The sequence below is a fragment of the Pseudoalteromonas sp. SWYJZ19 genome (assembly GCF_015864375.1).
GTDB classification, from domain to species: Bacteria; Pseudomonadota; Gammaproteobacteria; order Enterobacterales; family Alteromonadaceae; genus Pseudoalteromonas; species Pseudoalteromonas arctica.
On record NZ_JADYXI010000024.1, the window covers coordinates 24,049 to 38,577 of the forward strand.

The 14,529-nt window shown below is 39.4% G+C and carries 11 protein-coding genes; 5 read left to right on the forward strand and 6 right to left on the reverse strand.

Features of this window, described 5'->3' with window-relative positions:
- Positions 1 to 57: 57 nt before the first annotated feature.
- The 6 genes from glyS to dnaA all read right to left on the reverse strand — a co-directional run bounded on the left by glyS (position 58) and on the right by dnaA (position 9,229).
- Positions 58 to 2,127: a glycine--tRNA ligase subunit beta gene (gene glyS / locus I6F45_RS18465; protein ID WP_197161615.1), complete on the reverse strand. Its 2,070-nt coding sequence runs from the start codon at positions 2,125 to 2,127 to the stop codon at positions 58 to 60.
- A gap of 2 nt (positions 2,128 to 2,129) precedes the next feature.
- Complete coding sequence (gene glyQ, locus I6F45_RS18470) at positions 2,130 to 3,032, reverse strand: glycine--tRNA ligase subunit alpha (protein ID WP_007584197.1); 903 nt, start codon at positions 3,030 to 3,032, stop codon at positions 2,130 to 2,132.
- A gap of 142 nt (positions 3,033 to 3,174) precedes the next feature.
- Positions 3,175 to 5,601 (reverse strand): DNA topoisomerase (ATP-hydrolyzing) subunit B, encoded by a 2,427-nt coding sequence (gyrB, locus tag I6F45_RS18475; RefSeq protein ID WP_165729275.1) that lies wholly within the window; start codon positions 5,599 to 5,601, stop codon positions 3,175 to 3,177.
- A gap of 12 nt (positions 5,602 to 5,613) precedes the next feature.
- On the reverse strand, positions 5,614 to 6,708 hold the full coding sequence (gene recF, locus I6F45_RS18480) for a DNA replication/repair protein RecF (RefSeq protein WP_008138030.1): 1,095 nt from the start codon (positions 6,706 to 6,708) through the stop codon (positions 5,614 to 5,616).
- A 15-nt stretch (positions 6,709 to 6,723) separates the two neighbouring features.
- A complete protein-coding gene (dnaN, locus tag I6F45_RS18485; RefSeq protein ID WP_024599960.1) occupies positions 6,724 to 7,827 on the reverse strand; it encodes a DNA polymerase III subunit beta in 1,104 nt (367 codons plus the stop codon).
- A gap of 13 nt (positions 7,828 to 7,840) precedes the next feature.
- The gene (dnaA, locus tag I6F45_RS18490; protein ID WP_010555148.1) at positions 7,841 to 9,229 is read right to left on the reverse strand and encodes a chromosomal replication initiator protein DnaA; all 1,389 of its coding nucleotides are present in this window, start codon (positions 9,227 to 9,229) and stop codon (positions 7,841 to 7,843) included.
- A gap of 518 nt (positions 9,230 to 9,747) precedes the next feature.
- Here dnaA and rpmH point away from each other — a divergent pair.
- The 5 genes from rpmH (at position 9,748) to mnmE (ending at position 13,863) form a co-directional block, all read left to right on the forward strand.
- On the forward strand, positions 9,748 to 9,882 hold the full coding sequence (gene rpmH, locus I6F45_RS18495) for a 50S ribosomal protein L34 (protein WP_004335215.1): 135 nt from the start codon (positions 9,748 to 9,750) through the stop codon (positions 9,880 to 9,882).
- Between the two features lie 7 nt (positions 9,883 to 9,889).
- On the forward strand, positions 9,890 to 10,312 hold the full coding sequence (rnpA, locus tag I6F45_RS18500) for a ribonuclease P protein component (protein ID WP_007377653.1): 423 nt from the start codon (positions 9,890 to 9,892) through the stop codon (positions 10,310 to 10,312).
- A 129-nt stretch (positions 10,313 to 10,441) separates the two neighbouring features.
- Positions 10,442 to 10,717 (forward strand): membrane protein insertion efficiency factor YidD, encoded by a 276-nt coding sequence (gene yidD / locus I6F45_RS18505; protein ID WP_165729274.1) that lies wholly within the window; start codon positions 10,442 to 10,444, stop codon positions 10,715 to 10,717.
- 8 nt (positions 10,718 to 10,725) lie between these two features.
- Positions 10,726 to 12,363, forward strand: coding sequence for a membrane protein insertase YidC (yidC, locus tag I6F45_RS18510; RefSeq protein WP_165729273.1), 1,638 nt, complete (start codon positions 10,726 to 10,728; stop codon positions 12,361 to 12,363).
- Positions 12,364 to 12,498: 135 nt separating this feature from the next.
- Positions 12,499 to 13,863 carry a tRNA uridine-5-carboxymethylaminomethyl(34) synthesis GTPase MnmE gene (mnmE, locus tag I6F45_RS18515; protein ID WP_007584209.1) on the forward strand — a complete coding sequence of 455 codons (1,365 nt, stop codon included), beginning with the start codon at positions 12,499 to 12,501 and terminating at the stop codon, positions 13,861 to 13,863.
- The last annotated feature ends 666 nt before the right edge of the window (positions 13,864 to 14,529 follow it).

A 14,529-nucleotide genomic window follows, 5' to 3' on the forward strand; every position in this document is an offset into this window, starting at 1 on the left:
ATACAGTGAAAACTAAAAAGCCAGCAAAACGCTGGCTTTTAAAATTGCTAATCGGTGTTATTTTTGTAAAACAGAAATATCTGCAATACCTAAAAACAATCCGCTTAACTGGCTTAGCAGCGCAAGACGATTTTGCTTAACAGCTTCATCGTCGGCCATAACCATTACGTTGTCAAAAAAGTTATCAACACTTTCGCGAATACCTGCCAATTGGCTTAATGCTTCTTGGTAGTTTCCATCTGCGTAAAGTGGTGCAAGGTCAGTGGCAAATTTTGCTACTTGTGATGCTAATACTTTTTCAGCGTCGTCGCTTAATAAGCTCTCATCAACACTACCTTGGCTGGTAATGTCGTTTTTAGCCAGAATATTACCTACACGCTTATTAGCTGCTGCAAGCGCTTCTGCTGCGTCTAATGTACGGAAGTGGCTCACAGCTTTAACACGGCGATCAAAATCAACAGGTTTAGTCGGACGACGTGCAAGCACTGCTTGAATTACGTCTACTTCAATACCTTCGTCTTGATACCAAGCACGGAAGCGCCCTAGCATAAATTCAAATACATCAGCTGATACATTTAAGTTAGTTAACTTGTCGCCAAACAATGTTTGCGATTTAGCTACTAGGTCTAAAATATCAAGTGGTAGTTCTTTTTCTACCATAATGCGAAGTGCACCAATAGCAGCACGACGAAGAGCAAATGGGTCTTTGTCACCTTTAGGTGCTTGGCCTATACCAAAAATACCCACCAGCGTGTCAAACTTATCAGCAATCGCTACTGCGCAGCTAATTAAATTTGTAGGTAAGTTGTCGCCTGCAAAGCGTGGCATGTACTGCTCGTTTTGCGCTATGGCTACATCCTCGGCTTCACCGTCATGGCGAGCGTAATGCATTCCCATTACACCTTGCACGTCGGTAAATTCCATTACCATTTCAGTCATTAAGTCTGTTTTACTTAATAGACCAGCGCGCTCTGCTAGTACTTTATCAGCACCTAATTGCTCAGCAATATAACCTGCAAGCTCACTAATACGCGCAGACTTATCTTTAAGCGTACCAAGTTGCTTTTGGAACAATACGCTATCAAGCGATTCTAGTCGGCTTTCTAGAGTTTTCTTTTTATCTGTTTCAAAGAAAAACTGTGCATCAGCTAAACGTGGGCGTACTACTTTTTCGTTACCAGAAATAACGACGCTTGGATCTTTACTTTCGATGTTAGATACAAACAAAAACTTATTTAAAAGTTTGCCGTTTTGATCTAATAACGGGAAATATTTTTGATCGTCTTTCATGGTGTAAATTAACGCTTCGGCTGGTACATCTAAAAATGCTTCTTCAAATGTTGCCGTTAAAGTAACTGGCCACTCTACAAGTGATGTTACTTCTTCTAGTAAATCTTCATCCATTGCAACAACAGCGTTAACTGCTTTTGCAGCCTCTTCTATTTGCGTACGAATTTGTGCTTTACGCTGTTCGTAATCGGCAATAACGTAAGCCGATTTAAGTACGTCAAAAACGTCGTCTGCATGGTTAATACTAATTTTTTCTGGGTGATGAAAACGATGACCTTGAAGCTGGTTAGTTATTTTCTTACCAAGGATCTCGCCTTCAAGTAGCTCATCACCAAATAAAATAGTGACTGTATGCACAGGACGAATAAATTGTGTTTTATTCGCGCCCCAACGCATTGGCTTAGGAATTGGTAATTTAGCTAACGCTTTAGTAATTGCACCTGTCATTAGCGATTTGGTTTCTTGCCCTGCTACTTTAGCAATGTGCAATAACCATGCGCCTTTATCAGTCTCAAGTGTTTGTGCATCTTTTACTTCAATACCACAACCACGTGCCCAACCCATTGCTGCTTTTGTTGGATTACCGTCACCGTCAAATGCGGCTTTAGTAGCTGGACCACGTTTTTCAACTTCTTTGTCTTGTTGCTTAGCTTCAAGCGCTTTTACTTGTAAACCTAAACGACGAGGCGATGCATACCAGCTTACGCCTTGGTGTGCTAACTCTAATGTTTCTAGCTCTGCAGTTAAGTTTGCAGCAAACGCTTCTGCTAATTTACGCAGTGCTTTTGGTGGTAACTCTTCTGTGCCAATTTCTACTAATAAATTTTGTGCTGACATACTTACTTATCCTTACACAGCGGGAAACCAAGCGCTTCGCGTTTGTCATAGTAACTTTGTGCACACGCTTTTGATAACGCACGAACGCGTAAAATATAACGTTGACGTTCGGTTACCGAAATTGCGTGGCGTGCGTCTAGTAAGTTAAATGCGTGCGATGCTTTCATTACTTGCTCGTAAGCCGGTAGTGGTAAGTTTGCTTCAATTAACTTTTGGCTCTCTGCTTCACATTTATCGAACTGAGCAAATAAGTCTTCTACGTTTGCGTGTTCAAAATTGTAAGTAGACTGCTCTACTTCATTTTGATGGAACACGTCGCCGTAGGTTACGCGCCCTAGTGGACCGTCTGCCCATACTAAGTCGTAAATACTATCTACGCCTTGAATGTACATTGCTAAACGCTCTAGGCCGTAAGTGATCTCACCCGTTACTGGTGAACACTCAATACCACCAACTTGTTGGAAGTAGGTAAACTGCGTTACTTCCATGCCGTTTAACCAAATTTCCCAACCTAGGCCCCACGCACCTAACGTAGGTGATTCCCAGTTGTCTTCTACAAAGCGAACTTCGTGAGTTAGTGTATCGATACCCATAGCCGCTAAAGAGCCTAAATAAAGCTCTTGGATGTTATCTGGCGATGGCTTTAAAACCACCTGAAATTGGTAGTAGTGTTGTAAGCGATTTGGATTTTCACCGTAGCGACCATCGGTAGGACGACGACACGGTTGCACGTATGCACTCGCCATTGGCTCTGGACCAATAGACTTTAAAAAAGTTTGCGGGTGAAATGTCCCTGCGCCCACTTCCATATCAAGTGGTTGAATAATGACACAGCCTTGCTGCGCCCAATAATCCTGTAAAGCCAGGATCAAACCTTGAAAGGTTTTTACGTCATATTTTTGCATATTTGGCTTTTTACTATCTAAGAAGTAGCGTGAAAATTACCCTTAGTATACCGTGTGTACACTCAGGTTTTAAGCAGTTTGTGTAATTGAAGAAAATAAAAAAGGAGCCATTAGGCTCCTTTTTCTATGTAAGCAATATTTTTTACACGTCTAAGTTAACTACACGTAGTGCGTTCTTTTCAATAAACTCACGACGAGGCTCTACTTGGTCACCCATTAAGGTCGCAAATAATTGATCCGCGCCAACAGCATCTTCGATCGTTACTTGTAACATACGGCGAGCACTAGGATCCATTGTGGTCTCCCAAAGCTGGCTTGGGTTCATTTCGCCCAGTCCTTTATAGCGTTGAATATAGATCCCGCGCTTCGATTCTGTGATCAACCATTCCAAAGCATCCACAAAGTTATCAACAGGTTTTGTTTTCTCACCACGTTGAATATATGCACCTTCGCTAAGGATGTTTGCGATGTTAGTACCAGTCACAGCAATGCGTTGGTAGTCACGTGACGCAATAAAGTCATAATGAAGTACGTGTGCTTTATCTACACCGTGCTGACGAATATTCACAACCGGGTAATACATATTACGCTCAGCATCATGCTCTGTACCAGCATGGAAAATAGTCGCATCTTCATCACGTGCAATCAGGTCGTCAACCAACACTTTAGTCCAAGCAATTACTTTAGCTTCGTCAGAAAGGTCATCAGTTTTCAATTCTGTTTGATAAATTAAGCGTTCCATTACCGTGTTAGGGTATTTACGCTTTAAACGCTCAATTACTTTAACTGTGTTTTGATAATCGTGAACTATTGACTCTAGTGCCTCACCTTCAAGAGCTGGTGCATCTGTACTTGCATACAACGCTGCACCATTAAGAGCAAGCGATGTTAGGTATTCAACTAATGCAGGGTCATCTTTAATATAACGCTCCTGCTTACCTTTTTTCACTTTATAAAGTGGTGGTTGAGCAATGTAAATATAGCCGCGTTCTACAATTTCAGGCATTTGGCGATAGAAGAATGTTAATAGTAACGTACGAATGTGAGAACCATCCACGTCCGCATCGGTCATGATGATGATACGGTGGTAACGTAATTTCTCAGGGTTATATTCGTCACGACCAATACCACACCCTAATGCAGTAATTAGTGTTGCTACTTCTTGCGAAGATAACATTTTATCAAAACGTGCTTTTTCTACGTTTAAGATTTTACCTTTAAGCGGAAGAATAGCTTGGTTTTTACGGTTACGTCCCTGCTTGGCTGATCCGCCAGCAGAGTCCCCTTCCACTATATATAGTTCAGATTGGGCAGGATCTTTTTCTTGGCAATCAGCTAGCTTACCAGGTAAGCCTGCTAAGTCCATTGCACCTTTACGACGTGTCATTTCACGGGCTTTACGCGCCGCTTCACGAGCACGTGAGGCATCAATAATCTTACCTACAACAATTTTGGCATCAGTTGGGTTTTCTAATAAAAACTCAGTGAATTTTTCAGCCATTGCTTGTTCAACTGCAGACTTAACTTCACTTGAAACAAGCTTGTCTTTAGTTTGCGATGAGAACTTAGGATCCGGAACTTTAACACTAACAACAGCCGTTAAGCCTTCACGGGCATCATCACCGGTAGCATTGCTGGTTGTTTTAGCTTTTTTGTTAAAGCCTTCTTTTTCCATGTAGTTATTAAGTGTACGTGTTAGCGCTGATCTAAAACCGGCTAAGTGAGTACCACCATCACGTTGTGGAATATTATTTGTGAAACAGTAAATATTTTCTTGGTATGCATCATTCCACTGCATTGATACTTCAACGCTAATACCATCTTCTTCACGTTCGTGAGTAAAATGGAATACACCTTTATGTATAGGTGTTTTATTACGGTTTAAGTATTCAACGAAAGCTTGAATACCGCCTTCGTATTTAAAGTGGTCAGATTTATTTTCTTCACGTTCATCATTTAAAATGATGCTCACACCTGAATTTAGGAATGAAAGCTCGCGTAAACGCTTAGCTAAAATTTCGTAATGAAAATCTAAGTTTGTAAATGTTTCACCACTTGGCCAAAAACGCAGTTCTGTACCAGTCGTGTCCGATTCACCAATAACAGCTAAAGGTGCATCTGGAACACCCATAGTGTAAAACTGCTCATGAAGTTTACCTTCACGGCGAACTGTAAGTTTTAGCTTTTCTGAAAGTGCATTTACAACAGAAACACCAACACCGTGTAAGCCACCTGATACTTTATAAGAGTTATCATCAAACTTACCACCGGCATGAAGTACCGTCATAATAACTTCGGCTGCTGATACGCCTTCTTCTTCATGGATAGAAGTTGGAATACCACGACCGTTATCTCGTACTGAGACAGAACCGTCTAAGTGAATCGTTACATAAATATCATCACAATGACCTGCTAAGGCTTCATCGATCGAGTTATCAACGACCTCAAACACCATGTGGTGTAAGCCTGTGCCATCATCGGTGTCCCCAATATACATTCCAGGACGCTTTCTTACTGCGTCTAATCCTTTAAGTACTTTAATACTCGACGAGTCATAATTCTCAGACATGGTTAATCCCACTTATCTTGTTATTAGGTTGCCATGTTTCACGTGGAACATTTGTAGTTCTCGTTGCATGGGTTCCACCACAGCAGAAATACTTTCAGACAAAATTGAAGAGATAAAAATTTGAGAACTACAGTGAGCAAGTAATTGACCCACTTTCTCTTTTGTATCTTCGCCTAACTCTGAAGGTAGATCATCTATTAGCAATATAGATTGCTTATCTGTCTCTGACTCAATTAAGCTATTTTGCGTAACTTTTAACGCATACAATAGTAACTTTAATTGACCGCGTGAGAACGTATTCTCTACACTGTTGCCAGCGACACTAAAACTAAAATCAGCCTTATGAGGGCCTTTACTTGTAAACCCTTGGCGAGCATCTCGCTCAAAGTTTTGCTCTAACGCATCTGCAAGAGATTCGGTCTCTTTCCAACCTGCGTTAAAGGTCATTTCTAAATCACGTACAAGCGTTAATTCTGCACACATTTTATCAAAAAATTGCTGCTTAAACCTACTTATATACGCCAATCTTAATTTATTTATTTCTTCAGCCAGTCTAACAAATTCTTTGTCCCAAAACTTAATTTGGTCAAAATAATTCTTGGGCTTAGTTTTTAACAATGCATTACGTTGTTTAAGTACTTTATTGAACGATTGCCATAAAAAAAAGAACTCATGTTCCACGTGGAACAAACCTAAATCTAAAAATTTTCTGCGCTCTTTAGGCCCACCAAAAAATAAAGAATAGCTCTCTGGTGTAATAATTTGCACTGGCATGAGTTGAGCTAGTTCGGATATTTTACGGCTCGCCTTACCTTGAATTTTTAAATTAGTTTCACCCGTTTGGGTTTTACTAATACCAATTGGAATAGATAAGTCGTGTATTGTTTTGCGCCCGTGAATTACAAACTGCTCTTGCTGATGCGCGATAATACTTTTGTGTTTTGGAGTACGAAAAGATTTGCCGTGAGAAAGGTAATAGATAGCCTCTAAAAGGCTGGTTTTTCCGCTGCCGTTTTCACCATATATTATATTAACGCCGTTAACTGGTTCTAGCGTCAGCGCCTCAATATTACGAAAATATTTGAGGCTCAAATGACTTAAGCTCATTATGTATTTATAGTCTTATAAACGCATAGGCATAACAACGTACATTGCTTCTTCATCGCCTGCACCTTCAATTAAGGCACTGCTATTTGAGTCAGCTAATGTAAATAGTACGTCTTCTGTTTTTAGAGTGTTAAGTACGTCTAATACGTAAGACACGTTAAACCCTATTTCTAGGTCTGCGCCTTCATAACTTACTTCAACAACTTCTTCAGCTTGTTCTTGCTCTGGGTTGTTGGCCGTAATTTTTAATAAGCCGTTTGATAAGTTTAAGCGTACACCACGAAACTTTTCATTCGATAAAATAGACACACGTTGAAACGCATTACGTAACCATTCGCGGTTAGCTGTAATTACTTTGTCGCCACCGCGCGGTAATACACGACGGTAATCAGGAAAGCGTCCATCAACTAGTTTACTTGTAAATGTAAACTCAAGATCGATAATACGAATATGGTTGGCACCAAACTGAATTGTTACCAATTCGTCATCAGCGACCATAAGACGCATAATTTCTTGCACACCTTTGCGAGGTATAATTAATTGGCGTTGAGTATTAAGCGATTGCGTTAATTGCTTTTGCGCTATAGCTAAACGGTGACCATCTGTTGCTACTGTTTTTATATCGGTATTATCTACTTCAAACGACATACCATTTAGGTAATAACGTACGTCTTGATTTGCCATTGAAAAATGCGTGCTTTCGAGTAACTTACGTAACTCTAAGCGAGTAAGTTGAAATTCAACTTCTCCGTCCCACTCTTCTAAATTAGGAAAATCATCAGCAGATAAAGTCGTTAATGAAAAACGGCTTTTACCACTGGTCAAAAGTAACTGGTGCTCTTGCAAGCTTAAAGTAATGTCCGAACCGTCTGGTAGACTTTTACAAATATCGAGTAACTTTTTAGCGGGTAACGTTAGTTTTGTATCGGCAATATCATCACCTACAAATACGCCAGAAACTAATTCAATTTCAAGGTCAGTACCCGTCATTGAAAGTTGTCCGTTTTCTACCACTAACAAAACGTTAGATAAAATTGGCAACGTGTGTTTGCGCTCTATTGCGCCCGACACTTGCACCAATGGCTTTAAAAATTGTTGTCTTGATATTGTTATTTGCATAATAAAGTCAGCCCTAAGATGACAATGTTCTTATTAAGTTTTGGTAATCTTCTTTAATTTCGTGGCTTTCGTCACGTAGTGATTTTATCTTACGACATGCATGTAATACGGTCGTATGATCGCGTCCACCAAATGCGTCACCAATCTCAGGTAAGCTGTGATTAGTTAATTCTTTAGATAATGCCATAGCTACTTGGCGCGGCCTCGCTATAGAGCGGCTGCGGCGCTTAGATAACAGATCTGATATACGAATTCGATAGTACTCAGCAACGGTGCGCTGAATATTGTCTATGGTAACCAGTTTATCTTGCAAGGCAAGTAAATCGCGTAGCGCTTCTTTTACAAAATCGATAGAAATCGGACGACCCGTAAAGTTAGCGTTAGCAATTACACGGTTAAGTGCACCTTCTAATTCACGTACGTTCGAGCGTAATTTTTTGGCAATAAAAAAGGCAACTTCGTGTGGTAAGTTAATCTTACTTTGCTGGGCTTTTTTCATCAAAATAGCAACGCGCGTTTCAAGCTCTGGTGGCTCTATCGCGATTGTTAATCCCCAACCAAAACGTGATTTAAGCCTGTCTTCAACGCCTTCAATCTCTTTAGGGTAACGGTCAGAGGTTAAAATAATTTGTTGGTTACCTTCGAGCAATGCATTAAAGGTATGAAAAAACTCTTCTTGTGAACGCTCTTTGTTAGCAAAAAATTGAATATCATCAATCATTAATGCATCAACACTGCGGTAATAACGCTTAAATTCTTCTATCGCATTATTTTGAAGTGCCTTTACCATGTCTTGAACAAAGCGTTCTGAATGCATGTAAACAATTTTAGCATCTGGCTTATTTGCCATAATGCCATTACCTACCGCATGTAATAAGTGAGTTTTACCTAAACCAGTGCCACCGTATATAAATACAGGATTAAAAGCAGAGCCAGGATTGTCGGCAACCTGTGTGGCCGCAGCTTTTGCTAATTGGTTTGATTTACCTTCAACAAAGCTATCAAAAGTATAGTTTTCTTTAATGTTAGATTTGTAACCTGACTTAGGTGCAGGTTCAACAACTGGCTTTTGCTCGCGAGGCTGTTGTTTTGCTGAAGCGTGTGCACTTGGTGCCGATTGAGTTTCTATAACCGGTGCAGCTTGTGCATTTAATAAAGGTTTACTACCTACATCAAAACGTAGTTTTGGGGCTTCAACACCACAAATTTCTACTAGTAATTCGTTAATTCTATTTAGGTACTTTTCTCTCACCCAATCAAGCACAAAGCGATTAGGTGCATAAATCGTCAAGGTATCTTCGGTACTTTCTGCTTGTAGCGGTCTTACCCACATACTGAATTGCTGCGAAGGCAGCTCATCTTGCAATACATATAAACAACTTTGCCAAACCGACAGATACACAGTTAAACTCCCAGAGATATAATTTTTATTCCCGCACATCATTAATGATTATAAATCATACATTTATTGCGTTCAAATGGTCCAATAAGCGACCCAAGACCGCGTATTATGAAGGCACTTTATCCACAAGTAAAAGATTGATTTTTGTAAAATTGTTGATATCGATGTATAAAATCATTAACAAACTGATTTAAAACAGTTTTTATTTTAGATCCTGAGAGGAGATCATAACAAAATAACACCAAGATCGCGAACCAAATTTACGATCCAATTTACTTTTCCCCCGCTTTTATTCACTTTTTATACAGGGGCTGTGGAAAACTTCTTATTTATGATGATCCTAACCGATCGCCTTATATGATCTCTTATATAGTAGTAGGTGGGTTATATACCCTTAACGTAATTATGATTGACTTTACATTACTTACTCTATAATATCTCGCGCTCGCAATGGCACCTATGCCAGGATCGCGACCTGTATAGGATGTTTTAACTTTAACCGATCGGATGAGATTGTTATGAAAAGAACTTTTCAACCTAGCGTTTTAAAACGCAAACGTGCACACGGCTTCCGTGCTCGCATGGCAACTGTAAATGGCCGTAAAGTATTAGCACGTCGCCGCGCTAAAGGCCGCAAAGTTCTTTCTGCTTAATTTATAAGTGGAAGACTTTAGCTTTGGCAGGGAGTTACGTCTGTTAACTCCCTCGCATTACTCTCGCATATTTAATGAACCCGCTCGGGCTGCAACTCCTTTCTTTACTCTATTAGCTAAACCAAATGACCAAGATAAACCTCGGTTAGGTCTTACTGTTGCTAAAAAACGTGTAAAAAAGGCATGCCAACGAAACCGTATTAAACGTCTTGCTCGCGAAAGTTTTCGTTTAAATCAACACAGCATCGATAATATTGATATTGTGCTTATGGTTAAAAATGGTATTGATGAACAGTCTAATGAAGAAATAACCAAACAACTTACTAAATTATGGCGAAAAATTAACGAACGCTGTAAACCAGGTGCACCTAAACCGCCACCTTTTAAGAAACGCCCAAACAAATCAGCTAAATCTAATAAACAAACCTAATTGCAATAGAATTGCAGGGTTAATTAATGTATCTTTAGCTCACCTTTTAATCATGCATTTAAATTTTCTAATTGAGTCTTTAAATACATGATATCTATCTCACTAAACTTAAGTAGGGGCATAAACATCATGAGGTTACTTAAACCACTTGTTGCTTTACCGAGGTTTTGTTTAGTGTTATTTATCCGCGGTTATCAAAAGTGGATTAGCCCGCTGTTAGGTCCGCATTGTCGTTTTAATCCAAGCTGCTCACATTATGCAATTCAAGCAATTAATTTGCATGGATTTATAAAAGGTAGTTGGTTAGCTTTAAAACGCATATTAAAATGCCATCCTTTACATTCAGGTGGAGAAGACCCCGTCCCTGAAAAATTAACCCATATTAACCACCAACACGAGAAATAAGAGCTGTTATGGAATCGCAACGCACGTTTTTATTAATTGGCCTAATGCTAGTGTCGTTTTTATTGTTCCAAGAATGGGATAATGATTACAACAAGCCTAAAGTCGATCCAAGTGCCACAACACAAACACTACAAGCAAATTCACCAGAGTCGGATGATTATATCCCTTCATCGTCAGATTCAGGTTTACCCGCTTCAGCAACTTTAGCTAAACGTTCTGTAATTAATATCACTACTGACGTTTTTAAAGTTAAAATTGACACCAAAGGCGGTGATATTGTTGAAGCAGATCTTCTTCAGTATGAAGATACCAAAGGTAGCGACACACCTTATATGCTTCTTGGTGAGCTTATTGAAGGTAGACAATACTTTTCACAAAGTGGCTTAATTGGCTTAAATGGCCCTGATGCATCAGCTAATGGTCGCCCTACTTATAGTACCGAACAAAAAACATATACCTTAACGGGTGATGAGCTTCGCGTTCCACTTCAGTTTACTGATAGTAATGGTGTTAACTTTACTAAGACGTACGTATTCAAAAAAGGTCAATATGATGTTGGTTTAGAATACAAAGTTAACAATACAACAAGCACACCACTTCAAGTACAGCTATACACGCAAATTAAGCGTACCGTACAAGAAAAAGGCAGCATGGTTGATCAAAACTATTTAGGTGCTGCATACGGTACTGATGAAGAACCTTACGAAAAGTATAGTTTTTCAGATATGGCTGACAAAAACCTAAATAAAAGTACACAAGGTGGTTATGTTGCCTTTATTCAGCATTACTTTGTAAGTGCTTGGGTTCCAATGCAAGATCAATCAAATACAATTTATAGCTTAATTACAAAAAGTAATGCCGCTATTATTGGTGCTAAAGACCCTGCTGTAAATATTCAAGCTGGTAGTGAGCAAATACTAACTGCTACTTATTATATGGGCCCGAAAGAGTCAGATATTCTTGAAGCTATTCACCCAGACCTAGACCTAACTGTAGATTACGGTTGGTTATGGTTTATTTCGCAACCTTTATTTGTATTGCTAAAATGGCTACACAGCATTTTAGGTAACTGGGGTGTAGCAATTATTGCCATCACTATTATCGTAAAATCGTTAATGTACCCACTTACTAAAGCGCAATACACTTCAATGGCAAAAATGCGTGCCCTACAGCCTAAAATGGCAGCCCTTAAAGAAAAGTTTGGTGATGACCGTCAAAAGTTCGGCCAAGCAACAATGGAAATGTACAAAAAAGAAAAAGTTAACCCAATGGGTGGCTGTTTCCCTATTTTGCTACAAATGCCAATTTTCTTAGCCTTGTTCTACGTATTCTTAGAGTCTACTGAACTTCGCCATGCTGAATTCATTTTTTGGTTAACTGACCTTTCTGCACAAGACCCGTACTACGTACTACCAATATTATTTGGTGCGAGTATGTTTGTGACGCAAAAGCTACAACCTATGACGGTTACTGATCCAATGCAGCAAAAAATGATGACCTTTATGCCGGTTATCTTCTCTGTATTCTTCTTATGGTTCCCATCTGGTTTAGTTCTTTACTGGTTAGTGTCTAACCTTATTTCTATTGTCCAGATGTTAATCATCTACCGTGGCATGGAAAAGAAAGGAATTAAAGTAAGAGGCTAACTAAGCTCCTACTTATATAAAGGCGACTTCGGTCGCCTTTTTTATTGCCTGTTTTTCACCACAGCTATTCGCTACAAATAAATCGATAGGTTACAATACGGGCATAAACTTACTCATCGTTGGCAAATTAATAGCATGATCAATCAAGATACAATTGCAGCACAAGCAACAGCACCTGGACGTGGTGGTGTTGGTATTATTCGCGTTTCAGGTAGCCTTGCTAAAAGTGTCGCTGAAAAAGTAGTAGGTAAAATACCTAAAGTTCGCTACGCCGATTATGTGCCATTTAAAAGCCTTGCTGGCGAGCAACTTGATCAAGGTATTGCCATTTACTTTGCAGGTCCTAACTCATTTACTGGTGAAGACGTACTTGAATTACAAGGCCACGGCGGTCCTGTAGTACTGGATATGTTACTTAAAGAAATTAGTAAAATAGAGGGCGTTCGTTTAGCAAAGCCTGGTGAGTTCTCAGAGCGCGCATTTATGAATGACAAGCTTGATTTAACACAAGCAGAAGCCATCGCCGACTTAATTAATGCTACCAGCGAGCAAGCCGCTAAAAGCGCCCTACAGTCTCTCCAAGGTGAATTTTCTAAACACATAGAAACACTCGTAGAAAAAGTAATTCACTTACGTATGTATGTAGAAGCGGCAATAGACTTTCCTGATGAAGAAATTGATTTTTTATCAGATGGTAAAGTGTCAGGCGACTTAGACGCGATTATTACTCAGCTTAACACTGTAACCAACCAAGCCAAGCAAGGCAGCATCATGCGCGAAGGTATGCGTGTTGTTATTGCAGGTCGCCCTAATGCGGGTAAATCAAGCCTGCTTAACGCTCTAGCCGGTCGTGAAGCCGCAATCGTAACAGAAATAGCCGGTACCACTCGCGACGTACTAAGAGAGCATATACATATAGACGGTATGCCACTGCATATTATAGATACAGCAGGCCTACGTGAAAGCCCAGACAGAGTAGAACAAATAGGTATTGAGCGTGCATGGGATGAAATAAACCAAGCCGACCGCGTTTTATTTATGCTTGATGGCACTGACACTATAGATACTGACCCGCACAAAATTTGGCCTGAATTTATGGCAAAATTACCAGAAGGTATGGGGGTTACGGTCATCAGAAATAAAGCTGATTTATCGGGCGACATAGTCGGAATGGAGCAAGAGCAACAATACCCGGTAATCAGCTTAAGTGCTAAAAATGCTGACGGTATTGAACTTGTTCGCGAGCATTTAAAAGCGTGTATAGGCTTTCAAGGCGCAACAGAAGGTGGCTTTATGGCGCGCCGTCGTCATTTAGATGCACTAGAAAGTGCTGCGTATCATTTAGAAACGGGTAAAACACAATTAGAAATGCACATTGCTGGTGAAATACTCGCTGAAGAACTGCGTTTAACACAGCAGTATTTGAATGAAATAACCGGTGAATTTACCTCAGACGACCTACTTGGCAAAATATTTAGCTCGTTTTGTATTGGTAAATAAACACCCTATTACAGATATATTTTTATTATAAGAGCACTTAGGTGCTCTTTTTTTATGTAAAATATTCAGCTGTAAAATATGTATTTGTACACCTGATGCCTGCAAATTACTGCCAATAAAATCATATCTAAAACTACCTTTGTTACGTGCTAAGAGAGGTCAGATTATATAGATTACACAATAATAAGAATGCTTATTGGGGGAATTAATAGCACAAATTACACCTATTATTAAGACTAAAACCAATGCCTTTTCAAACAACCGCGCGCTTTAATAGCGTTATATGTCATACAAAAAGTAGTTATAAATGGCTTCCTTATACTTACTTTAGCTCACAAAAATGCACTAAAGCACACCTCATACACGCAAAAAATGATGCTATTCGCTCAATTAAAGAGCTAAAAAACACTGATTAGTACTCTAAAAAGCTTACTTTTGACAACATATAATTTGATAATCACTGTGATTTTTAAATAAAATAACTCAACTGCTAAGTATTCAAAACTTTTGATCTGCTTACTCCACCAGCAAAATTAATAAAAATAGCAGCTCTAAATTCGCATAAAATTAAAAATACCGAGATCACTTATCCACAATACCTAATTTTCAGCTCAAATAAATACCAAAACTAGGTAAATCAGCTGCAAAAACCTCATGATCAATTGT